Origin of the sequence: Comamonas sp. MYb21 (assembly GCF_037479395.1) — a bacterium.
In the GTDB taxonomy this organism is placed as follows: domain Bacteria; phylum Pseudomonadota; class Gammaproteobacteria; order Burkholderiales; family Burkholderiaceae_C; genus Comamonas.
On the sequence record NZ_JBBGZC010000016.1, the window covers coordinates 45,699 to 67,721 of the forward strand.

At 64.4% G+C, this 22,023-nt stretch carries 18 protein-coding genes; 9 read left to right on the plus strand and 9 right to left on the minus strand.

Annotated elements, in window-relative coordinates:
* The first annotated feature begins 119 nt into the window (after window positions 1–119).
* Window positions 120–3,275: an IPTL-CTERM sorting domain-containing protein gene (locus WH367_RS21415; protein WP_339537596.1), complete on the plus strand. Its 3,156-nt coding sequence runs from the start codon at window positions 120–122 to the stop codon at window positions 3,273–3,275.
* Between the two features lie 463 nt (window positions 3,276–3,738).
* Window positions 3,739–4,149, plus strand: coding sequence for a hypothetical protein (locus WH367_RS21420; protein ID WP_339537597.1), 411 nt, complete (start codon window positions 3,739–3,741; stop codon window positions 4,147–4,149).
* Between the two features lie 129 nt (window positions 4,150–4,278).
* On the opposite strand, the gene WH367_RS21425 is transcribed toward WH367_RS21420, so the two are convergent.
* The 3 genes from WH367_RS21425 to yjgA form a co-directional block, all read right to left on the minus strand.
* Complete coding sequence (locus tag WH367_RS21425; RefSeq protein WP_339537598.1) at window positions 4,279–5,487, minus strand: multidrug effflux MFS transporter; 1,209 nt, start codon at window positions 5,485–5,487, stop codon at window positions 4,279–4,281.
* Between the two features lie 285 nt (window positions 5,488–5,772).
* A complete protein-coding gene (gene mog / locus WH367_RS21430) occupies window positions 5,773–6,369 on the minus strand; it encodes a molybdopterin adenylyltransferase (protein WP_021028586.1) in 597 nt (198 codons plus the stop codon).
* Between the two features lie 22 nt (window positions 6,370–6,391).
* Window positions 6,392–7,078 (minus strand): ribosome biogenesis factor YjgA, encoded by a 687-nt coding sequence (yjgA, locus tag WH367_RS21435; RefSeq protein ID WP_021028587.1) that lies wholly within the window; start codon window positions 7,076–7,078, stop codon window positions 6,392–6,394.
* Window positions 7,079–7,158: 80 nt separating this feature from the next.
* Here yjgA and pmbA point away from each other — a divergent pair, with 80 nt between their 5' ends.
* Both pmbA and WH367_RS21445 read left to right on the plus strand, forming a co-directional pair.
* Window positions 7,159–8,559 (plus strand): metalloprotease PmbA, encoded by a 1,401-nt coding sequence (gene pmbA, locus WH367_RS21440; RefSeq protein WP_021028588.1) that lies wholly within the window; start codon window positions 7,159–7,161, stop codon window positions 8,557–8,559.
* Between the two features lie 121 nt (window positions 8,560–8,680).
* Window positions 8,681–9,388, plus strand: coding sequence for a riboflavin synthase subunit alpha (locus WH367_RS21445; protein WP_339537599.1), 708 nt, complete (start codon window positions 8,681–8,683; stop codon window positions 9,386–9,388).
* 15 nt (window positions 9,389–9,403) lie between these two features.
* Here the strand turns inward: WH367_RS21445 and tam are convergent, their stop codons facing one another.
* Window positions 9,404–10,165, minus strand: a complete 762-nt coding sequence (gene tam / locus WH367_RS21450; RefSeq protein WP_339537600.1) for a trans-aconitate 2-methyltransferase — start codon at window positions 10,163–10,165, stop codon at window positions 9,404–9,406.
* Window positions 10,166–10,264: 99 nt separating this feature from the next.
* Between tam and WH367_RS21455 the strand changes: the two genes are divergently transcribed.
* The 4 genes from WH367_RS21455 to WH367_RS21470 all read left to right on the plus strand — a co-directional run bounded on the left by WH367_RS21455 (window position 10,265) and on the right by WH367_RS21470 (window position 14,406).
* Complete coding sequence (locus WH367_RS21455; protein ID WP_339537601.1) at window positions 10,265–11,194, plus strand: LysR family transcriptional regulator; 930 nt, start codon at window positions 10,265–10,267, stop codon at window positions 11,192–11,194.
* A gap of 1 nt (window position 11,195) precedes the next feature.
* Window positions 11,196–12,101: a LysR substrate-binding domain-containing protein gene (locus WH367_RS21460; protein WP_339537602.1), complete on the plus strand. Its 906-nt coding sequence runs from the start codon at window positions 11,196–11,198 to the stop codon at window positions 12,099–12,101.
* Between the two features lie 98 nt (window positions 12,102–12,199).
* Window positions 12,200–13,387: an alpha-hydroxy acid oxidase gene (locus tag WH367_RS21465; protein ID WP_339537603.1), complete on the plus strand. Its 1,188-nt coding sequence runs from the start codon at window positions 12,200–12,202 to the stop codon at window positions 13,385–13,387.
* A 35-nt stretch (window positions 13,388–13,422) separates the two neighbouring features.
* Window positions 13,423–14,406 (plus strand): tripartite tricarboxylate transporter substrate binding protein, encoded by a 984-nt coding sequence (locus WH367_RS21470; protein ID WP_021026303.1) that lies wholly within the window; start codon window positions 13,423–13,425, stop codon window positions 14,404–14,406.
* Between the two features lie 13 nt (window positions 14,407–14,419).
* Here the strand turns inward: WH367_RS21470 and WH367_RS21475 are convergent, their stop codons facing one another.
* The 3 genes from WH367_RS21475 to WH367_RS21485 all read right to left on the minus strand — a co-directional run bounded on the left by WH367_RS21475 (window position 14,420) and on the right by WH367_RS21485 (window position 18,178).
* Entirely contained in the window at window positions 14,420–15,703 is a 1,284-nt protein-coding gene (locus WH367_RS21475; RefSeq protein ID WP_339537604.1) for an MFS transporter, read from the minus strand.
* Window positions 15,704–15,843: 140 nt separating this feature from the next.
* On the minus strand, window positions 15,844–17,115 hold the full coding sequence (locus tag WH367_RS21480; protein ID WP_339537605.1) for a PQQ-dependent sugar dehydrogenase: 1,272 nt from the start codon (window positions 17,113–17,115) through the stop codon (window positions 15,844–15,846).
* A complete protein-coding gene (locus WH367_RS21485) occupies window positions 17,096–18,178 on the minus strand; it encodes a tartrate dehydrogenase (protein WP_339520448.1) in 1,083 nt (360 codons plus the stop codon). Before WH367_RS21485 ends, WH367_RS21480 begins: the two co-directional genes overlap by 20 nt.
* 128 nt (window positions 18,179–18,306) lie before the next feature.
* Between WH367_RS21485 and WH367_RS21490 the strand changes: the two genes are divergently transcribed.
* Window positions 18,307–19,302, plus strand: a complete 996-nt coding sequence (locus tag WH367_RS21490; RefSeq protein ID WP_339537606.1) for a DMT family transporter — start codon at window positions 18,307–18,309, stop codon at window positions 19,300–19,302.
* A gap of 23 nt (window positions 19,303–19,325) precedes the next feature.
* On the opposite strand, the gene WH367_RS21495 is transcribed toward WH367_RS21490, so the two are convergent.
* Window positions 19,326–20,873: a hypothetical protein gene (locus WH367_RS21495; protein WP_339537607.1), complete on the minus strand. Its 1,548-nt coding sequence runs from the start codon at window positions 20,871–20,873 to the stop codon at window positions 19,326–19,328.
* Window positions 20,874–21,073: 200 nt separating this feature from the next.
* The gene (locus WH367_RS21500) at window positions 21,074–21,808 is read right to left on the minus strand and encodes an SIMPL domain-containing protein (protein ID WP_339537608.1); all 735 of its coding nucleotides are present in this window, start codon (window positions 21,806–21,808) and stop codon (window positions 21,074–21,076) included.
* Between the last annotated feature and the right edge of the window lie 215 nt (window positions 21,809–22,023).

Genomic DNA, 22,023 nt, shown 5'->3' on the forward strand with positions numbered 1-22,023 from the left:
GGGCATGCTGCTGTAAGAGCGGCTCTGTCAAATCTTCTTCATCAGGATGTCACCCGCCGTTGCAACACTCCCGCCTTTCTTTTGGGATCCCTATGCGACGCTTACCCCTTGTGGCCGCCATGGCCTCTTTGCTCATCCTCACCACACAAACCACGCCAGCGGCAGATCTATCGGTGCAGACCCCCGCTGGCCAGGCGCTGGAGGCCAAGCTGGCCGCCGCTGACCCGCAAGGCCAGGTCTATGCTGCGCATGTATTCAATGACCCGGCAGCGACCAAGCTGCCTGATGGCTGGCGCCCAGCCTCATGGAATAAGGGCACGGTGACTATGGATGCCAGCACCGGCAATCTGCTGATCAACGGCAAGGCCAATGACACTGCGATGACGGCAGTCCTCCTGCCCGTGGAGCTGGAGAAGCTGTCCAACTACCGGGTGGATGTGGAGTTCAGCTTCGAGCAGCAGAACAACGCCACGCGCTGGGGCAGTGTGATGTACCGCACCTCGCCCGCCACAAATTCTCCGGCGCACGAGCCCTACTACCAATTTGCGATTCGCCAGACGGCCACAGCCAACAATGGCACCGAATTTGCGCTCCGCAAGGCGAATGCCTGGTCGGTGCAGGGCACCAAGCCCTTTACCGAGGCGATCAGCGCCGCGAAAACCTATACCGCCAGCGTTGTGGTCTATGGCAACCGGGTGCGCCAGTACCTCGATGGGGCCTTGCTGCACGACACGGTGATGACGGCCGACATGGCCAACGGGGGCATTGGCATGTCGACTGCCGGCCTCATCATGCGTGTCAAAAGCATCAAGGTGACCGAGCAGATCACGCCACTGCCTGAGTTCGATATGCCTGTGGCCGTGCAGGACGCCGGCAGCGCAGCGGCAATGGCACCCACCCTGGTACAGGCGGCAGAAGGCCTGCAATCGCTGGCTGGCACCGGCGCCAGCAATGCGCTGTGGACGCTGGACAGCGCCCTCAACCTGCTTGACGCCAGCGGCGCCACCGTGGGTCCGCTGGCGGCCTACTTTGCCCAGCCCAACCGCAACACCATTCCGCTGTTGCGCATCCAGGATGCAGCGACCCTGAATGCGCTGGTGACTTTCTCCGACCAGGTGCACAATCTCGCCGACCTGACCTTGTTGTCCAGCGATGTGGCACTGCTCAAGCAAGCCCGCGTGGCGCTGCCCAAGCTGCGCACGGCGGTGGATTTCAGCGAGCGCAAGCTGACCACGTCCAAGGCCGATCTGCTGACCATCGTGGGCGATACCAACCGGGCGGGCGCCAAGATCGCGATCCTGCCCGAGGGCCTGACAACCCGCGCATTTGTCGCCCACCTGCAGCGCCTGCTGATCACGGTCTGGAGCAATGCCGAGGCCGCCACCCCCGAGCAAGCAGCGAAGGTGCTGGTCAGCGGTGTCAACGGCGTCGTCTCTGCCAACAGCGCCGCCTACGCCGAGGTGCTGCGCAAGCTGCCCGCCAACACCTTGCTGCGCAAGCCGCTGGTCATCGGCCACCGGGGTATGCCCAGCCGCGAGGACGAGAACACGCTGGAAAGCGCCAAGGCGGCAGTGGCTGCCGGTGCCGATGCCGTGGAAAACGACATCTACATCACCACCGATGACCACCTGGTCATCATGCATGACGCGACAGTAGACAACACTACCAATGGCACTGGAGCTATCGAGAATATGACGCTGGCGCAGGTTAAAGCCCTTGCCAGCAAAACCAAGGGCTACAAAGTGCCCACCATGCGTGAGTACTTCCAGGCCTTCAAGAACAATCCGATCACCCATGTGATCGAGCTCAAGAGCAGCAACCCGCGCATCATTGCCCAGCTCAAGAAGGAAATGGCCGAAGAGGGGGTGGCGGACCAGTCGGTTGCGATCTCCTTCATTGCCGACCAGCTCAAGCGCAGCGGCGAGCAAATGCCCGAGCTGACGGGCGGTTTCCTCAACAGCATTGGCGACAGCGCCGATGTGCCGGCCAGCGTACGCAATGTGCTGGAAGCGACCCAGGCCAACTCCTCGACCTTCAACCCCAGCTACACCGCCATTCGCCAAAGCACGATGGAAGCGGCCAAGCACCGGGGCGTGACCTTCTGGCCCTGGACAGTGAATACGGCCACTGACTTCTACAAGTACTACAGCTGGGGCACCAACGGCATCACCACCGACCACGCCTACCTGGCCAGCAACTTCCCGGTGGAGATCGCTGCCAAGCTGCAGACGGCCGCACTGGCCTTGAACGAGTCGCTAAGCCTGGGTGTGACCCTGACCACCCAACTGCGTGCGCAAAGCGATGCTACCGCCACCGAGCTGGTGTACCTGGGCGGTACCGCTACGGCGGTGCCCGATGGCAAAGGAGGCCTCAGCTTCAGCAGCGCAGGCACGGCCATCGTCATGCCCGGCTACCGCTACCAGATGGATGGCACCTACAGCTATGTGATCGTGGGCCAGCCCGTGACCCTGGTGGTGGGCGATGGCAGCGATGGCGTGGTGGGCACACCCAATGCACCTGCTGCCGGTAATGTGAGCTGCAGCAGCGCCGTGCCCGGCCAGACCAGCACCTGCGCCGTGGTGCCCCAACCGGGCTACCAGCTGGTGGGCCTGGCGGCAGACAGCAGCTGCCCGGCCGGCCAATGGAATGCCGACCAAACGGCCTACACCACCGGCACGATTGCAGCGCAGTGCCAGGTGCGTTTTGACTTTGTGGCCAAGCCGGCCAGCGCATCCCTGACCCCCATCGGCAAGGACGGCGAGATGCAAGCCACCGTGCAAGGCGGCGGCACGGGCCTGTGGGCCTTTGATGCCGCGCAAGCGGTGGCCGTAAGCCCGGCAGCGGCCGCGCCCAGTGGCCTGAGCTTTCCGTTTGGCGTCGTCAGCCTGCAGCTGACCGGCGGCCAGCCAGGCCAGAGCGCCACGGTGGAGATGACCTACCCGCAGGCGCTGCCCGCCAATGCCAAGTACTACAAGTTTGGCAAGACCGCCGACAACAACCAGGACCACTGGTATGCCTACCCCAACGCCACGATCAGCGGCAACAAGGTCATCCTGACCCTCACCGACGGCCAGACCGGCGATGACGACCTGCTGGCCAATGGCGTCATCCGCGATCCGGGTGGTGTAGCCGTGCTGGCCGATGACCCAGGCACCCCTGGCACCCCTGGCGCTACCGCCACCCCCGTGCCTACCTTGGGCCATGCAGCACTCGCGCTGCTGTCGGGCGGCATGGGCCTGCTGGCCTGGCGCCGCAAGCGCAAGTCGCTGGTTTGATCGCTAGGGTTTGATGGGTAGTTGACCGCCAGTGGTGCCTTGGGGTGCCCTGGCGGTTTTTATCAGTGCTGCTCAATCATTTGTGTGTTTTTTTATTGGTTTTATGGATTTGGGTTCAAATTCTTTATTTGGCAGGTTGCGGTGCGGTATTGGTAAAGACTTTCAGAACAGCACTAGTTAGACTTCTGAATTCGCGTTTCAGGGATTTTGGCAGATTATAAAATCCAGTGTGGCTTTCAAATATTTCTTGGCTGATGCTGTATGGCATGCGATTATATTTATTTATTTATTTAAGATAACAAGATATAATTGTAGTGATTGCTGGATAAGAATTTTTTTGTGCAGTGAGCCTGTTGTATCGCACCTTGTTGGAAGATGGCGACATCTCTGGTGCATTTTTGCATATATTACGCTCAATCTTTCCTGCAATTTGCTAGGATCTTAGCTTTTCAAAGGCTAGGGAATGACTAAAAATCAATATCGCATGTTAGTTCTGGGTGGGATGGTTGTCTCTATATTCGCGGGAGTTGTAGATATAGTATTTGGATTGATTCCAAGAGAACTATATGTGCAGTTATCCATCAGGGAATCAGATTTCGATTATGTGTCGATGATGATCGCCGTATTCGTATTGTTGCCCATGTTCATAGCTGGCTTATACGGAACCCTTAGGTTTAAGCGTTGGGCACCTAAATTCAACATTCTTTTTACTTTGATCGCACTTTTATTTTTAATCGTCGACAGTGCACCATCAGCGCAGTCAAATGTGTCCCAGGTATTAGAATTTTTGGCTACTTACGCGCATGGGCTTGCGCTAACTCTCCCCTTCCTTCACAGCGACGTGAAGCAGATGTTTTGGCCTGCAGAAGCCTGAAGAAAGATAATCTCCCGATCCTGTCTTCACAAAAGGCAGGATTTTGTGATCTTTGCGCAGCGCTCAGCTGATCAAATGCCTTAATTGGCAACCAACGCGGCACAATAGTGTCCTCGAGCGCCTGAGCCCTCAAGCCACCTGCCCAATCCCCCGCGCATCCGGCATGCGCGACGCCCAGGCAAACACCACCATCCCCAGCAGTACCGTCACTGCCAGCCCCAGCGCCAGCAGCAGCCCGCTGTGAAAGAGCTGCGGCGCCACCAGGCCCGAGATGATGGTGAAGACCATCATCTGGCTAAAGCCCTGCAGAGACGAGGCCAGGCCGCGCATCTGGGGGAAATGGCCCATGGCTTCCAAGGTCAGGATGGGCATCAGCTGCGAGATGCCAAAGGTGTAGAGCGTGATCGGCAGGACGGCCCAGGGGACGCTGGGCTGTTGCGTCAGGCTGTTGTAGAGCAGGTTGCTGGCGCAGGCGATGAGCAGGCAGGCATAGCCGATGCGTTTTTGCACGGCAGCTGGGATGCGGCGGGCAAAGAGGCTGGAGACGGCCGAGCCCAGCATGGTGCCGGCGATCAGCGGGATGAACAGCCAGCCCAGCGCAGTTTCGTCCTTGCCCAGGATGGTCATCACAAACTCGGCGGCCGAGCTGATGTAGATGGAGTTGGCGCCGGCCATCAGCGCCAGGCCAATGAGCATGGTGCGGAATTTGCGATTGCGCAGCGCCTGCAGGTAGTTGCCGGCAATGACGCGCAGCTTCAAAGGCGTGCGGCGCTCGGGCGGCAGCGTCTCGGGCAGCTGGCGCCAGATCAGCAGCGCCAGCAGCGCGCCAAAGCCCGAGAGGAAATAGAAGCTGTAGCGCCAGCCACCATGGCTTTGCAGCCAGCCGCCCAGCACGGGCGCCAGCGCAGGGGCCAGGCCAAACACCATCATCACCAGCGCCATCATGCGCTGCGCCTCTGCCCCCTGGTGCTGGTCCTGCACCATCGCGCGCACGATGACCATGCCCGAGCCGGCGCACAGACCCTGCACCAGGCGCATCAGCACCAGCGATTCGATCGAGCCGGCAAAGGCCGCTGCCAGCGAGGTGATGCAGTAGCCGATGGCCGAGACCATCAGCACGCGGCGGCGGCCAAAGGTGTCGCTGAGCGTGCCGTAGAACAGCATGGTGCTGGCCATCGCAAACACATAGACGCTCAGCGTCTGCTGCACCGCTATCGGCGTGGCGCCAAATTCCTGTCCGATGGCATGGAAAGAGGGCAGGTAGGTATCGATGCCCAGCGGACCAATCATGGTGCACAGGGCAAACAGCAAGGTGAGCGTAACGGGTGACTTTTGCATGGGGCGCTGGGCGCTGCCCTGGGCCGCGATCACAGCAAGCGCTGCCTGGCCCTGCGGGCGGAGGAAGAAGCGGGTGGGGGCTAAGGCGCCGAAATGAAGAACCACCGCCTCTCAGAAGAGGGGAGCGGCAAAGTGGCAAGCAAGCATTTAACCAAAAAATGCCGCTGCCTGTGCCCGCTGGCGGCGCCGCCGCAAAGAGCTGGGACATTGGCCCGCTGTAATGCAAAGAGCGCGAAACTGTGTACACATTTCGCGCTCTGGGCGGGTATCGGTGTTGTAGAGCGTTTAGCCCGCGCTGGGGCGCTCGGCGCCCTTGGGGCGAAATGCCTTGCAGACCGCTTCATCGGTCTGCAGATAGGGGCCGCCGATCAGGTCCACGCAGTAGGGCACGGCGGCAAAGATGCCGGGCACCTGCTGCTGGCCTTCGGCGTCCTTGAGGCCTTCCAGGGTCTGGGCAATCGCCTTGGGCTGGCCGGGCAGGTTGATGACCAGGCTGCTGCCCCGGATGACGGCCACCTGGCGCGACAAAATCGCGGTGGGCACAAACTGCAGGCTGATCTGGCGCATTTGCTCGCCAAAGCCGGGCATCACCTTGTCGGCCACGGCCAGGGTGGCTTCGGGCGTCACATCGCGTGGCGCGGGGCCGGTGCCGCCGGTGGTCAACACCAGCGCGCAGCCAGCGTCCACCAGCTCGATGAGGGTCTGGCTGATCAGTGCCTCTTCGTCGGCAATCAGGCGGGTCTCGTACTGCAGCGGGTTGCGCAGCGCGCGGCCCAGCCAGTCCTGCAGCGCAGGCAGGCCCTTGTCTTCATAGACGCCACGGCTGGCGCGGTCGCTGATGGAGACCAGGCCAATCTTGACGCTGTCGCAGGTGTTGCTCATGGCCGGACCCCTTGCGCTGCCATCAGGCCTGGTCATCGTCGTCATCGCCGTCTTCGGGCGCATCGGCGCTGCTGCGGCTGGCGCTGTGGGCGGCCATCACATGGTCGCGCACCAGCTGGAACAGCTCACGGTAGGCGCGGCCCTTGCGGGGCGCCTGGCCGGTCGATTCCTGCACATTGGCCTCATGGGCGCCGGGCATGTCCTTGCGGGCCTGGCGCACCAGCGAGCGCAGCTGCTGGATGTCGGTATCGGGGGCTTCATTGATCCACTGGGCGACGGCGTCGTCGCTGACGATCATGCGGTCGCGCCACTGCTCGGCCGCATGCAGCAGGGCCTTTTCCAGGCTGGAGCCTTCCTTTTGCTCGGACAGGGCGGCATTGATGGCAGCAACTTCGCTGTCTTCGAGCTTGCGCATCAGCTTGCCGATGTACTGCATCTGGCGGCGCTTGCCCTCGAAATTGGTGATGCGCTTGGCTTCGGCCAACGCGTTGGCCAGGATCTCGGGCAATTCCAGGCGCTTGAAGAGATCGCTGCGCAAGGTCAGCAGCTCTTTGCCCAGGTCTTGCAGCTCATCCATCTCCTTTTTCAGGTCGGATTTGCTCGACTCGGTCGTGCCTTTGAGCTCGGCCTTGAGTTCGATATCGAGCTCGCTGCCTTCGGCCACGAACTTGCCGCGAACGAAATAGCCTTTTTTGGGTTTGCGTGACATGGTTAAATGCTTTTGTTCAAAAGGCCATCGCCCGGCGCAGTGCCTGGGCGATGGCGGTTATCAGTATCATAGCGGGCAGTATGAATAAATCCGTATCCAGCTCTAACAGCCAAGGCGATGCCAAGGCTGAGTCCGGCTTCAGCTACAGCCGCGCATTTTTCAAAGATCTCGTCGAGCAGGCGCTCTCGCATGCCAAAAAACTGGGGGCCAGCGACGCCGGGGCCGATGCCTCCGAAGGCTCCGGTCTGTCGGTGAGTGTGCGCAAAGGCGAGCTGGAGACGGTGGAGCGCAACCGGGACAAATCACTGGGGGTGACGGTCTATCTGGGCAAACGCCGTGGCAACGCCAGCACGTCTGATTTCTCTGCCCAAGCAGTGCAGCGCACCGTGCAGGCGGCCTATGACATTGCACGCTTCACCGCCGAGGACCCTATCGCAGGTCTGCCCGACGCAGCCGACATTGTGCCAGCAGCCGAGCACCGTGCGCTCGAGCTATTCCATCCTTGGGCCATTGACAGCGAGGCGGCGGCCCAATTGGCGCTGCAGTGCGAGGCAGCAGCCTTTGCCACCGACAAGCGCATCACCAACAGCGAAGGGGCCGGTGTTTCGGCCCAGCAAAGCCATTTCTACAGCGCCCATACCAATGGTTTTGCCGGCGGCTATGCCAGCTCGCGCCACAGCCTGTCGGTCGCGCCGATTGCCGGCAAGGGGGCCGACATGCAGCGCGATGCCTGGTACAGCAGCATGCGCCGTGCGGGCGATCTGGCCGATCCGGCCGTCGTGGGCCGCTACGCTGCCGAGCGCGCACTCTCGCGTCTGGGCGCGCGCAAGATTGCCACCACCGAATGCCCGGTGCTGTTCGATGCACCGCTGGCTGCTGGCCTCGTGGGCTCGCTGGTGCAGGCCATCAGCGGCGGCGCGCTCTACCGCCGCAGTTCCTTCTTGCTGCATTCGCTGGGCAAGAAGGTGTTCCCCAAGCATATCCAGCTGATCGAAGATCCGTTCATCATCGGCGGCAAGGGCAGCGCGCCTTATGACGACGAAGGCGTGCGCGTGGCCAAGCGCTCGGTGATCGAGGACGGCAAGGTGGCCGGCTATTTCCTGTCCACCTATTCGGCCCGCAAGCTGAGCATGCGCACCACCGGCAATGCCGGCGGCGCCCACAACCTGCATTTCTACTCGACCAAGACGCGCCCTTCGGACGACCTCAATGCCATGCTGCAAAAGCTGGGTACGGGCCTCTTTGTGATCGAGCTGATGGGCCAGGGCGTGAACCCGGTCACCGGCGACTACTCGCGCGGCGCCAGTGGTTTCTGGGTCGAAAACGGCCAGATCGCCTTCCCGGTCGAAGAGATCACGATTGCCGGTAACCTCAAGGACATGTTCAAGGGCATCGAGGCCGTGGGCGCCGACGAGTACAACGCCGGCTCCAAGACCCTGGGCAGTATCTTGGTCAACCGCATGAAGGTGGCAGGGTCCTGATCACGCGCCGTTCAATAGCTTCCAGCCCGCTCAGAGCCATCCAATCCAGGGGCGGCGGGCGGGTTTTGTTTTTTTGAGTGAGCAGCTGGCCAAGGCTGGCCAGTGCCGTAAGGAGTGGGCTGTGTTTACCGGCATTATTCAGGCAGTGGCGCGCATCAGCGCGATCGACGACCAACCGGGGCTGCGGAGCTTTACCGTGGCCTTCCCCGAGGGCTTTTGCGAAGACCTGGCGATAGGAGCGAGCGTCTCGCACGACGGCGTGTGCCTCACGGTGACCGAGCTGCTGGACCCCAGCCATGCCCGCTTTGATGTGATGCAGCAAAGCCTGAACATCACCACCTTGGGCGCGCTGGAGCTGGGCTCGCCAGTGAATGTGGAGCGCGCTGCCAAGGATGGCGCCGAGATTGGCGGCCACCCGCTGTCGGGCCATGTGGACTTTACCGGCACCCTGGCGCAGGTGCGCCAGTTCGACAACAACCATGTGATGCGCGTGGCGGTACCCGAGGCCTTTCGCCGCTATGTGTTTGCCAAGGGCTATATCGCCATCAATGGCGCCAGCCTGACCGTCGCCGAGGTGAACCGCCAGGAAGGCTGGTTCGAGGTCTGGCTGATTCCCGAGACCTTGCGCATGACCGTCTTTGGCGACAAGCGCGCCGGCGACCGCCTGAACATCGAGATCGAGCGCAGCACCCAGGTCGTCGTCGACACCGTGCGCGAAGCGGTGGATGAGAGCCTGGGCCAACTCAAACCCCTGCTCGAAGCGCTGTTGCGCGAGAAGGGCTTGAGCCTGGATGACCTGGTCACGCCGCCGCAGTTGCCCAAGGCTTGATGCCCAAGGTCTAGATCAACGAGTGGCCACGATAAAGATCCGCGGGAAGGGCAGCAGCACCGTGCCGCTGGGCAGCGCCGGGTAGGCCTGGCGGATGGCGGCCAGGTAGTCGGCCAGGAACTGCGTCTTCTCCTGTGCATCGAGCTGCGCCAAAAATGGCCGCAGCGCCGAGCCCTTGAACCATTCCACCACCGCCTCGTGGTTGGCCAGCGGGTGCATATAGGTGGTGCGCCAGGCATCGACCCGGCGGCACAGCGGCTGCAGCAGTGCGTAGTACCAGTCCAGGCTGTGGCGGTCCGGGTGGCGCACCGCGCCGATGCGCGAGGCCCAGGGGCCTTGTGCGGCCACTTCGCGTGCCAGCACATGGGCGGGCTCTTGCAGGTTGTCGGGCGTCTGCACCGCCAGGCTGCCGCCGGCGTGCAGTTGCTGCAGCAGCTGTGGGTAGAGGCGGGCATGGTCAGGCAGCCACTGCAGGCTGGCATTGGCCAGGATCACATCCACGGCCGGCGCAGCCTGCCAGTTGCCAATATCGGCCAGCGCAAACGGCGTCTGCGGCAGGCGCTCGCGCGCGGCGCGCAGCATGTCCTCGTCATTGTCCAGGCCGGTCACGGCCGCTTTAGGGTAACGCGCCTGCAGCACCTCGGTGGAGTTGCCGGGGCCGCAGCCCAGGTCGATTGCGATCTGCACCTCGGTGTTCGGAATGGCGGCCACCAGATCGCGCACGGGACGGGTGCGTTCGGCTTCAAACTGGCTGTATTGCTGGGCGGACCAGGTCATGGGGTTTCTCCTTGTGTGGTGCTGGGCACTGTAGTGCGCTTTACCCATGCTGACAAATGCGCTATAAAAACCTTATCCATACTTTTGAGGTATTGCTGGATGGAGCTGAGACATTTGAAGGCCCTGGTCTGCATTGCCGAATGTGGCAACCTGACCCGGGCTGCGCAGCAGCTGGGCATGCAGCAGCCGCCGCTGACACGCTTGCTGCAGCAGCTGGAGGCGGAGATGGGCACACCGTTGATGGAGCGGCTGCCCCGAGGCATGCGGCCCACCGCGGCTGGCCTGGCGCTGGTGCAGGAGGCGCGCATGGTGCTGGCCCGGGTGGAGGCCATGGCCGGCCTGGTTCAGGATGCCGCCCAGGGCGGGCGCGGCCATGTGGCCATTGGCTTTACCAGCTCGGCAGCGCTCCACCCCTTGGTGGCGCAGGTGCTGCGGGCCTTTCGGGCCCAGTGGCCGCGCGTGAAGGTCACCCTGGAGGAGGCGGGCTCGGGCGAGCTGCTCGAGGCCCTGCTGGCGCAGCGCCTGCATGCCGCGCTGGTGCGTTCGGCCTGGGAGGCGCAGCCCAGCCTCAGCAGCCGCCTTTTGCTCAGTGAGCCGATGGTGGTGGCCGGGCCGGCCGGGCATGCGCTGATGCAGTCCAAACGCGCCTTGCCGCTGGCGCAGTTGCGGGGCCAGCCGCTGGTGCTGTACAAGCGGCCTGCGGGCCCGGGCCTGCACGATGGCATTGTGGCCGCCTGTGTGGGTGCGGGCTTTCATCCGCAGGTGGTGCAAGAGGCCCCGCGCCTGACTGCGACCCTGAGCCTGGTGGCCGCAGGCCTGGGCCTGAGCATTGTGCCGGCCTCGCTGCAGCAGCTGCGCGGCGACGGGCTGGCCTATCGGCGGCTGAGTGCTGCGCCCGGTCTGGTGGCGCCGCTGATTCTGGTCAGTCAGCGCCGCCCAGAAGCCCAGGCCCGTGTGCTGCTCCAGCACCTGGGCAGCATTCTGGACCAGCAACTGGCCCAGCAGCGCGCACGCAAGGGAGTGGCCTGATATGCAAAAACGCGTCATGCCGTCGATGATGGCGCTGCAGTGCTTTGAGGCCGTGGCCCGCCACATGAGCTTTACCTTGGCGGCCCAGGATTTGTGTCTGACCCAGAGCGCGATCAGCAAGCAGATTGCGCAGCTGGAAGCCACCGTCTGCCAGGCGCTGTTCCACCGCTCGGCGCGCGGGCTGGCACTGACCCCGGCCGGCCGCATGTACCTGGGCGAGGTGCGCAGCATCTTGAACCAGGTCGATGCCTCGGCCCGCTATGTGATGGGCTATGGCGAGGCGGACGAAACCCTGACGATTGCCGTGCAGCCCACCTTTGGCATCACCTGGCTGATTCCGCGCCTGCGGCAATTCATGCAGGCCTACCCGCATATCCAGGTCGTCACCAAGGGCGATGCCCGCCCTTTTGACCTGATGCAGGCGCGCATCGACATCTCACTGTTCTATGGCGAAGGCAGCCTGCCGGGTGCGGACTGCCACCGCCTGTTCGAGGCCGATGTGGCAGTCGTTTGTGCGCCAGAGATCCTGCCGGTTAATGGCCTGGCGTCGCTCGCTGAGCTGGAGCAGCTGCCGCTGGTCCAGTGCTCCTTTCGGCCCGAGATCTGGCGCGACTGGTTTGGTAGCCAGGGCTTTGTGCCGGTCGATGCCTACCGGGGCCCGCGCTTTGACACTTTCTCGATGTGCCTGCAGGCCGCGCAAGAAGGCATTGGCTTGGCCATCATGCCGCGCATGTTTGCCGAGCAGGCGCTGGCCCGGGGCAGCCTGGTGCAGCCCTGGCCCTTTGTGCAGCCCAGCGACGGCGCCTACTACGTAGCGCACGCCAGCCACTGCGCGGCCTTGCCCAAGATCCGCCATTTTGTCGACTGGGTGCTGGCGCAGGCGCATGCCAGCGCGCCCACTGCATGAAATTTTGGAATAGCCCGATCATTTAATTTCGTTTGCCCAGCAGCCCGGCCTTGCGAACAATGCGTGGTTCAACAAGAACAACGACGGAGACTGCGCACATGGCCGCGCTGCACCACTACCTCTCGATTGCCGATCTGGAACGCGCTGCCCGCCGGCGCTTGCCCGCCTGTGTGCGCGGCTATGTCTGCGGCGGCACGGAAGACGGCGTATCGCTGCAGCAAAGCCTGCAGGCCTTCTCGCGCCTGGGCTTTGTGCCGCGTGGCCTGCGCCATGTGGCCCGGCGCAGCACGGCCACCTCCTTGTGGGGCCAGACCTATTCGCTGCCGATGGGCTTTGCACCCACCGGCTTTGCTGCCATCGTGTTGAAGGACTGCGATGCCGCGCTGGCCAAGGTGGCGCAGGCGCAGGCGCTGCCCTTCATCATCAGCGGCGCATCGACCGTGCCCTTGGAGCAGCTGCAAAGCGCCCATGGCCAGCGCTGCTGGTACCAGGCCTACCTGCCGGGCAATATGGCGCGCATCCTGCCGCTGCTGCAGCGCCTCGAAAAGGCCCAGGTGCCCGTGCTGGTGGTCACCATCGACACCTGCGTGGGCGCCAACCGCGAGAACCTGCAGCGCCTGCGCTTTACTGTGCCGTTTCGCCCCAGCTGGACCTTGTTGCTCGACGGACTGCGCCATCCGCGCTGGAGCTGCGATGTGTTTTTGCGCACGGTCTTGAGCCAGGGCGTGCCCCGCTTTGCCAACCTGGCCCATGAGGCGGGGCCGGCCATCACTGCCGACCCGCCCAACGGCTTTCGGGGCGAGCGCGACCAGCTCGACTGGGACTGCATAGACCAGATACGCGCTGCCTGGAAGGCCAAGCTGGTGCTCAAGGGTGTCATGCACCCGGAGGACGCGAGGCTCGCCGTGGCGCATGGCGCCGATGCGGTCATCGTCTCGACCCATGGCGGGCGCCAGCTCGATGCCTGCATCTCCCCCTTGCAGGCGCTGCCCGAGATTCGGCAGGCCGTGCCTGCCGGCTATCCGGTCTTTATCGACGGCGGCTTTCGCCGGGGCAGCGATGTGCTCAAGGCCATCGCGCTGGGCGCTGACCTGGTCTTTACCGGCCGGCCGCAGCTGTTTGGCGCGGCAGTCGCTGGCGAGGCGGGCATTGCGCACGCGGTGCAGCTGTTCCGCCAGGAGCTGATGACCAACCTGGCGCTGCTGGGCGTCAACCGCCCGCAGGAGCTGACAGCGGACTATTTGCGCATCCAGGGCGATTTTTCGCTGCCCCCCAGTCAGCGCTAAAGCGCTGCACCTATTTGCAATCAAGGAGACAAAAAATGATGACACTGAGCAAGGCCGCGCTGGCCCTGGCCGCCGCATGGGCGCTGTTGCCCGCCGCACAGGCCCAAGGCACGGGCTACCCCAGCAAGCCCGTCAAACTGGTCGTGGGCTATGCCCCCGGCGGTGCCACCGATATTGGCGCGCGGCTGATGGCTGACGCGCTGGGCAAGGACCTGGGCCAGTCCTTTATCGTCGAAAACCGCCCGGGCGCCAACAGCAATATCGGTGCCGAATATGTGGTGCGCGCGCCAGCCGATGGCTATACCTTGTTTGTGGGCTCGATCTCAACGGCGATCAACCAGGGCCTCTACACCAAGCTGGGCTTTGATGCCGGCAAGGACCTGGTGCCCGTGGCCCAGCTCAATGTGGTGCCCAATATTCTGGCCGTGAGCGCCAAGCTGCCGGTCAACTCGGTGGCCGAGTACATCGCCTATGGCAAGCAGCACCCGGACAAGCTGACCTGCGCGTCGCCCGGCAGTGGCTCGTCGGCCCATCTGGGCTGCGAGCTGTTCAAGCTCAAGACGGGGACCAGCATCTTGCATGTGCCCTACCGGGGCAGCGGCCCGGCGGTGTCGGACCTGCTGGGCGGGCAGGTGGATTCGATGATGGACAACCTGCCACCGCTGCTCGCGCAGATCCGCGCCGGCAAGCTCAAGGGCCTGGCGGTGACGACCGCTGAGCGCGTGGATTTCGCCTCGGATATCCCGACCGTCGCCGAGTCCGGCGTGCCCGGCTTTGAGGTTGCCGCCTGGTTTGGCGTGTTTGCGCCCGCCGGTACACCGGCCCAGGTGGTGGAGACCGTCAACAAGGCCATCAACCGCGCACTGAACGCCAACCCCGATGTGCGGGCCAAGTACCAGAGCAATGGCTTTATGCTGCCGCCCGCGCCCAATTCCCCCGCCAGCTTTCAGCGCTTCTTCCACAGCGAGATCAAGCGCTGGGGCGACGTGGCGCAGGCCACCAAGCTGAAGATCGACTGAGGCCGATACAGCCCTAACGCGCGTTGGCTGCCAGCCGCGTGGGCAGCAGCAGCGACACGCCAGCGGCCAGCACCAGCAGCGCAGCAGCTGCGCCAAAGGCAATCCAGTGGGTGCCGAACTGCTCATAGGCCCAGCCGCCCAGCCAGCTGCTGATCATCGCGCCAATCTGGTGGCCCAGGTAGGCGCAGCCGTAGAGCATGCCCACCAGCTTGATGCCGTAGAGATCGCCCAGAATGGCCGAAGACGCGGCAATCGAGCCGGCCCAGACAATGCCGCCCAGGGCGGCCACGGCATAGAGCTGCCAGTGGTGGATGACGGCCACCAAGCCGACAAAGCCCAGGCCCCGCACCAGGTAGATGACGGCCAGGATATAGCGGCGCGGCACCATGTCCGACAGCTTGCCCAGGCCCAGGGTGCTGAAGATGGCGACCAGGCCAATGAGGCCAATGCCGCCGGCACTGCTGCCGGCATCAAAGCCATGGTCCATCAGCATGGGCACGCCATGCGTGCCCAGCAGGTTCATGCTGAAGCCGCAGGCAAACAGGCCCAGAAAGATCTGCCAGAAAGGTGCGGTGGCCACGGCCTGCGCAAAGCCCAAGGTGGGTGCGGCGGGCTGGCCGGCCATCGCGCGCAGGCGCTCCTGGCGTGCTGCCTGCTCGGCAGGGGTCAAGTCGGTGTGCTCGGGCGCGTCATCGCGCACAATCCACAGCGCCATGGCCGTGACGATCAGCGCAAATACCAGCGCAAAGCCCAGCAGGGTGTGCTGCCAGCCCCAGCGCGCAATCGTGAAGGTGAAGACCGGCGTCATCACCGCAATACCAGCCATCGAGCCGGTGGACAGAAAGAACAGCGCCATGCCGCGCTGGCGCGTGAACCAGCTGCTGATCATCGGTGTGACTGCGACCGGGCTGGTGAAGGCCAGGCCCAGCGACAGCGCCACGCCGTAGGACCAGAAGAACAGCCAGGGCGTGCGGGCGTTAACCGCCCAGATGCAGGACAGCACCACGATGACGGTGCCCAGCAGCAGCACCCGCCGCGTGCCCTGGCGCGCCACGAGCCAGCCGGCCAGCGGCATGCCCAGGCCGTAGCACAGCATGCCAAAGGCGACGATGGACGACAGCAGGCTGCGGCTGAACCCCAGGTCCTGCGACAGCGGCACGATAAAGGGGCCGATCCCCATGCGCATGCCCACGGTGAGCAAGGTGAGGAGGGTGGAAGCTGCGACGATCACCCAGCCGAAATAGAGGCCGGACGGTGGGGTGGGGCCTGGAGGCAGGGAGGTATTGAGCGCTGTCATGTCGCGGGGGCCGCGAGGCGCTCGTCAAAAGGCCTGCGCAACAAGGATGTAGTAGGGCCGATGATAGGCCGGGGCGCAGGAGAGGCAAGCGGGGCGTGCGGCTGGATGTCGCGCTGGCGGCAGGCGGGCCAGCGCGCGGGTCAGCGCTGTGCGGCGGGGGCGCCTGCCGTATCGGGCAGCAGCATCAGCAAAGTGCGGTTGTAGTCTTCCACCACCATCAGCTGGCCGGCATGGTTCAGTGCCAGGCCCGTGGGGCGGCCCAGTGGCCGGGTCTTGCCGTCTGCCGTCCAGTGGCCCAGCCATTCGATCGGCTTGCCGCCGGGTTTGCCGTCTTTTTGGCGCGCAAAGCCCACGACGCGGTGGCCTTGCGGCCCATGCCAGGCGGCCAGCAACTGGCCTTGGAAGGGGCTGGCCTGCGTGGTGGCCAGCAGGTGCAGCGGCGCCGTATGCGCGGGCCAGCGCATATGTGGCGCCTGGGTGGCGGTGCAGCGTGCGCGCTGCTCATAGCCGCGCGCCGGGCGCTGTGCGCCTATGCAGTAAGGCCAGCCATAGTCGGCGCCTTCCAGCAGCTCGTTGAGCTCTTCGGGCGGCTCGTTCCTGTCGCGGTAGTCGATATTGTTCTCAGCCTGCCAGAGGCTGCCTTGGGCGGGGCCATCGGGCAAGGTGGCCAGGGCCACGGAATTGCGCAGGCCCAGCGCAAAGGGGGCGAACTGCTGCACAGGCGCTTGTCCTGGCAGCGCAGGGCTGCGCAATACCGCACGCCATACGGCGCCCCGAAACTGCATCGCCCCGCGCTCGGGGCAGGGATGGGGCAGGGTGCCTTGCGCATCCTGGCAGCGGTCTGTGAGCGAGCCGATATTGACGTAAAGGCTGCCATCGGGCCCGAACGTGATTTCCTTGAGCGGGTGGGCGCCGTCATCGGGCAGCTGGTCCAGCACCGTTTGCGCCTGGATTGGTTGGCCGACGGCCGGCACCGGCGTGCGCCAGATGCGGCCTGCCTCGCCGATATAGATCTGGGCATCGGGCCCGCGTACCAAGGCCAGGGGCCGGTCCAGCTTGTCGGCCAACACCTGGACCTGGGGGCGCTGGGTAGCGGCGGCCGAAGGCGCAGGCAGGCGCAGCTCCAGCAGCCGGCCCTGGCGCGGCATCCAGCTGCCCATGTCGATGATCCACAGGCGCCCGGGGCTGATCTCCAGCACCCGGCGGGGCGCACGCAGGCCGTCGCGCTCATCAGCAACCAAGGCTACGCAGCTGCCAGCCGGGCTGCCGATGCTGACTTTTTCATAGCCGCCGCAGCGGCCCTGGGGTGTGTAGCCCCGGGCATGCGCCAGCGGCGCCCAGGCCAGCAGGGCGCTGGCAAGCGCAGCGAGCGCCGCCTGGGCTGGTAGGCGTTCAGGCCAGCACTTGTGCAATCGCCTTGCCCACGTCTGGGGTCTTGGCCTGGCCGCCCAGGTCGGGCGTGCGCGGTCCGCTCAGAATGGTCTGGCTGATCGCATCAACGATGGCGTCATGCGCGCTGCGCCAGGCACCCTGGCCGTTGCCCAGGAAGTCCAGCATCAGCGCCACCGACCAGATCATCGCGATCGGGTTGGCGATGTTCTGGCCATAGATGTCGGGCGCTGAGCCATGTACGGGCTCGAACAGCGAGGGGAAGTTGCGCTCGGGGTTCAGGTTGGCCGACGGTGCCAGGCCAATGGTGCCGGTGGTGGCCGGGCCCAGGTCGCTCAGGATGTCGCCAAACAGGTTGGTGGCGGCGACCACATCGAAGCGGCCGGGCTGCAGCACAAAACGGGCGGTCAGGATGTCGATGTGCTGCTTGTCCAGCACCACGTCCGGGTAGTTTTTGGCCATGGCTTCGGCACATTTGTCCCACCAGGGCATGCTGATCGCAATGCCGTTGGACTTGGTGGCCAGGGTCACATGCTTTTTGCTGCGGCTTTGGGCCAGGTCAAAGGCGAACTTGAGCAGGCGGTCAGCGCCCTTGCGGGTGAACACGGCCTCTTGCAGCACCATCTCGCGGTCCGTTCCTTCGAACATGATGCCGCCCAGCGCGGTGTATTCGCCCTCGGTGTTCTCGCGCACCACGTAGTAGTCGATATCGCCCGGCTTGCGGCCGGCCAGCGGGCAGGGCACGCCGTCAAACAGGCGCACCGGGCGCAGGTTGATGTACTGGTCGAACTCGCGGCGGAACTTGAGCAGCGAGCCCCAGAGCGAGACATGGTCGGGCACGGTGGCGGGCCAGCCGACAGCGCCGAACAGGATCGCGTCAAAGCCTTGCAGCTGCGCTTTCCAGTCATCGGGCATCATCTGGCCGTGGGCGGCAAAGTAGTCGCAATGCGCCCAGTCAAAATGCTGCATCTCCAGCGGCAGGTCAAAGCGCTTGGCGGCGGCCTCCAGCACGCGGATGCCTTCGGGCATCACTTCCTTGCCAATGCCGTCGCCCGCCAATACCGCGATACGTAGTTTCTTGCTCATGCTGGTCCTGAATGTCTGGTCAAAAGGTGGTGGTGGCCGCCCGGGCGACTGGCCGCGCTCGCAAAGGCCATTGCTGGGCTCTACAATCGCTCGTCCTTGCACCTGGGTGCCGGGGCTGGGGTGTCTGGATGGGCATCCTAGCGCTGTTGGAGCAGCTGCGCAGCATGGTGCGAGACAGCTTGCACCGCCGGCGCCCCATTTTGCCGCCTGCCGTGTCGCCTTTTCCTTTTCCCCCTGAATCCCTGGCCGTCCTGGCCGCCGCCTGCTGGGCGCTGGCCGCGCTGTTCTCCGCCCCGGTGGCGCGCAAGATGGGCGCCTTTGCCTTTACCCGATGGCGCATGGTGTTTGCCACCGTGATGCTGGGCGGCTGGGCCACCTTGGCAGGCACCTGGGACAGCCTGAACCTGGCACTGGTGGGCGTGCTGGTGCTGTCGGGCTTTATCGGCATCTTCATTGGCGACACGGTGCTGTTTGCCTGCATGAACCGGCTGGGACCGCGCCGCTCGGGCATTTTGTTTGCCACCCATTCGATGATGTCGGCCGTGTTGGCAGCGCTCTTTTTGGGTGAGCGCATGGGCGCGGTGGCCATGCTGGGCTGCGCACTGGTGCTGAGCGGCGTGATGTGCGCTATTGCCTTTGGCAAGCGGGCCGGCAGCGAATCGAGCCTGGAGGCCACACGCGGCCGGCTGGCCGTGGGCGTGGGCCTGGGGCTGGTAGCCGCCTTGGGCCAGGCGCTGGGCACCTTGGTGGTCAAGCCGGTGATGGGCCCCGATGTGGACCCGGTGGCTGCATCGGCCGTGCGCATGGCGGCCGGCTTCGGCTTTCATGCGCTGCTGCTGCTCGTGGGCTGGAAGCCGGCACGCCTGACCGCCGTGATGGAGCCGCGCGACTGGCAGCTGCTGGCGGGCAGCGCCTTTTTGTCGATGGCCATGGGCATGACCTTGATCCTCGCCGCCCTCAAGTACGGCAGCGCCGGGCTGGTGGGCATGCTGTCCTCTGTCTCGCCCATCCTGCTGCTGCCACTATTGTGGTGGAAGACCAGGGTGCCGCCCACCTTGGGCGCCATGGCCGGCGCGCTGCTGACCGTGGCCGGCGTGGTGCTGATCCTGGCGCGGCTGCACTGACCAAGGCGCCACGCGCGCCCGCGTTAGAAGGACGCACCCAGACCCAGCTTCATGCCCCGGCGGTCCATCGTGCGCAGCGCCAGCAAGGAGTTTTTCTGCGTGCTGCTGTCATCGGGCAGCACATCGCTGCGCGCCAGCTCGCCGGCCTGCAAGGCCTTGCCCGATCCCGTATCGGTCTGCAGCACAAAGCGGTAGTCCTTGAGGTAGACACTGCCCCGACCGGAGATCGTGAAGGTTTCCACACAGCGCACCTGGGCAGTGGCAGGGTTCAGAAAACTGCAGCGCACGCCGCCGCCAGCGGTGGTGGCGGCAGTGCCATCGACCTGGGTCAGCGCCACATGGGCGGTTTCCTTGTTCGTCGTGTCGTGGAACGTCCAGTTGCCCAGCAGGCTGGCAGGGTCTGGCGCGACCGGCGCGAACTGGAAGCGCTCGATGGCCACCGCCCCCTCGCCCGGAAAGCGGATATGGCCGCGTGTGGGCGAGCTGAAATCCAGAAACACATCGCCGGCCGTGGAGGCCTCCGTGCCACTGAGCGCGCCGCTGCCAAAGTAGCGGCCGCCCTGGTAGCTCTTGAGCGGGGCGCTGGCCTGGCCGCTGGCAAAGGCGCCGACACCCAGGTGGAAGCTGGCGTTGCCATCGGCCTGGTAGTTGTAGACCTGCATGACCAGGGTGCCGGTTTGCACATCGATGGCCATGCCACGCCCGGGCTGGCCATTTTTCTCGCCCGTCACGATCCACGTGCCGCTGGCGGGGACGGGCGTGGTTTCGCTGAACACCAGCGAGTCATAGCCATCCGGGCTGAGCATGCGCTGGCCCACCAACTGGAAGCTGCTGCCGTTCAGCTGCGCCGTGCCGCTCAGCTGCTGCAGCGCCGTCTGGAACTGCAACCTGACGCTGGGCGTGGCACTGCCATTGCTGCAGTTAAAGCCTTGCAAGGTGGCGCTGTAGCTGCAGGAGATCGGAAGCTGGGTGCCATTGGGCAGCGCCATCACCATCGCAGGGCCGGTGCTGGTGTCTACGCCGCTGAGTGCAATGGCCGAGTACACCGCCTTGCCGCTGCTGTCTTGCATGGACATGAGCCAGTATGCGGAGGGCAGCGCAGAAGCCGGGGTGTTGTCAAACCGAAAGCGCTGTATGGCTACCGTGGGCTCGCCGGGAAAGCGCAGCTGCGCCTGCGTGGCGCTGGTGAATTCGATGCGCACTTCGCCCGCATCGCCATCCTCCACGCCCGACAGCGGCCCGCTGCCGAAATAGCGCCCGCCCCGGTAGCTTTTGAGCGGGGCTGCGACCTGGTTGCCATCGATATTGCCGACGGCCAGGTGGAAGGTGGCCGTGCCATTGGCCCGGTAGTTGTAGACCTGCATGACCAGCACGCCATCTTGCACATCGATGGCCATGCCCCGGCCGGGCCTTCCATCTTGCTCGGCGCTGACGATCCAGGTGCCCGGTAGTGGCGTGAAATCGCTGGCAGCCTGCGCTGGCGGGTTGGCCGCCAAGGCGATCGTGCCGGCCAGCACCGCAGATCGAAACAGGGGGCTGCGCTGCAGCCAAGGGCGAACAGTACGGGACATGCTTCACTCCTGCTAGCCGGGATGGCTATGGCGCCCATATTGCTACAAATGTTTACGCCTGGTGGGAGAGGTTGATGGTGGTAAGTGGTTAATCACTTGCTAAAGCAGTACGTAAAAAAGCCAGGGTATGCAAGGCATTCCCTGGCTCTGGGGCGGCTCAGCGCAGGTTCGCTGGGCCACTGCGCTTCAACAAGCGCGGCTTACTTGATCAAACGCACGGCGCCCGACATGCTGACCGACACCGTGGTGTAGCCTGGCTCCAGGCCCACAGGGGCGCTGCTGTCTTCCATCTTGCTCATCATGGCCACACCCCGGCCCATGCGTGGCATCGGCTGGCTGGTGCCACTTTGGTTCAGGTGGATGGTGTCGTACTCGTACTGCGCATAGCCCATGGCATTGGCGGTGACCTTGGCCTTGGCGTTGAAGTTCTTGACCGCCTCGGCGATCAGCTGGTCCTGCGCCTTGTTGCGTGCGGCATCGGACAGGCGAAAGCCCGAACCGGTCAGGCGGGCCTTGTCCATCAGCGCAGCCATCGTCTGGCCCAGCACGGCCGTGTCGGTGGACTCGAGCTGCACATTGAACTGGGTGCGCCAGCTGGTGACCTTGCCATCCTTGTTGTAGACGGGGCTGGTGAACAGGTTCTCGGTCGTGACCTGCAGGGTTGGAGACTTCTTGGCGGTGGCCAGCACATCGGCCAGCGCGCTCTTGCCCAGCTGCTGGGCCTGGGCCTGGTCCTTGGATTCCTTCTCGACGCTGAACTGGGCCCAGGCCGTGTCTTCCGGCACGCGGGTGGTCGCTTCGGCATCCAGGTTCAGGCTGGGGCGTTTGTCTGCGTTGGCAGCGGCGGGAGCGGGGTTCTGGGCCATGGCGGTGGAAGCTACAAAAGGGGTGGCGGCGATCAAGGCGGCGGTTGCCAGCATGCGCATTTTTTTCATCAGATTCTCCTTGTTCAAAACAGTCGCGGAGGACATGCCGCCAATAAGGCGGGGGCCCAGGTCACCGGGCTTGGAGTGCGAGCTGGACTGCAAGTTTCAACAGCGCCCACAAGCCGCATCGGATGGCCTAGCTTATCCCCAAGTGCCCCAGGTGCCCCGAGTGCCGCGACAAAGAGCCACAGCGTAGGCGGCGGCAGGCCAGAGCCTTGTAGGAC

Bases quoted from the DNA above. Each gene is read 5' to 3' on its own strand.
- WH367_RS21475 (WP_339537604.1), bottom strand. From the start codon at position 15,703: ATGACAGCGCTCAATACCTCCCTGCCTCCAGGCCCCACCCCACCGTCC.
- WH367_RS21455 (WP_339537601.1), top strand. From the start codon at position 10,265: ATGGAGCTGAGACATTTGAAGGCCCTGGTCTGCATTGCCGAATGTGGC.
- yjgA (WP_021028587.1), bottom strand. From the start codon at position 7,078: ATGTCACGCAAACCCAAAAAAGGCTATTTCGTTCGCGGCAAGTTCGTG.
- WH367_RS21420 (WP_339537597.1), top strand. From the start codon at position 3,739: ATGACTAAAAATCAATATCGCATGTTAGTTCTGGGTGGGATGGTTGTC.
- mog (WP_021028586.1), bottom strand. From the start codon at position 6,369: ATGAGCAACACCTGCGACAGCGTCAAGATTGGCCTGGTCTCCATCAGC.
- WH367_RS21415 (WP_339537596.1), top strand. From the start codon at position 120: ATGGCCTCTTTGCTCATCCTCACCACACAAACCACGCCAGCGGCAGAT.
- WH367_RS21485 (WP_339520448.1), bottom strand. From the start codon at position 18,178: ATGAGCAAGAAACTACGTATCGCGGTATTGGCGGGCGACGGCATTGGC.
- WH367_RS21460 (WP_339537602.1), top strand. From the start codon at position 11,196: ATGCAAAAACGCGTCATGCCGTCGATGATGGCGCTGCAGTGCTTTGAG.
- WH367_RS21425 (WP_339537598.1), bottom strand. From the start codon at position 5,487: ATGCAAAAGTCACCCGTTACGCTCACCTTGCTGTTTGCCCTGTGCACC.
- pmbA (WP_021028588.1), top strand. From the start codon at position 7,159: ATGAATAAATCCGTATCCAGCTCTAACAGCCAAGGCGATGCCAAGGCT.
- tam (WP_339537600.1), bottom strand. From the start codon at position 10,165: ATGACCTGGTCCGCCCAGCAATACAGCCAGTTTGAAGCCGAACGCACC.
- WH367_RS21495 (WP_339537607.1), bottom strand. From the start codon at position 20,873: ATGTCCCGTACTGTTCGCCCTTGGCTGCAGCGCAGCCCCCTGTTTCGA.
- WH367_RS21465 (WP_339537603.1), top strand. From the start codon at position 12,200: ATGGCCGCGCTGCACCACTACCTCTCGATTGCCGATCTGGAACGCGCT.
- WH367_RS21500 (WP_339537608.1), bottom strand. From the start codon at position 21,808: ATGAAAAAAATGCGCATGCTGGCAACCGCCGCCTTGATCGCCGCCACC.
- WH367_RS21470 (WP_021026303.1), top strand. From the start codon at position 13,423: ATGATGACACTGAGCAAGGCCGCGCTGGCCCTGGCCGCCGCATGGGCG.
- WH367_RS21490 (WP_339537606.1), top strand. From the start codon at position 18,307: ATGGGCATCCTAGCGCTGTTGGAGCAGCTGCGCAGCATGGTGCGAGAC.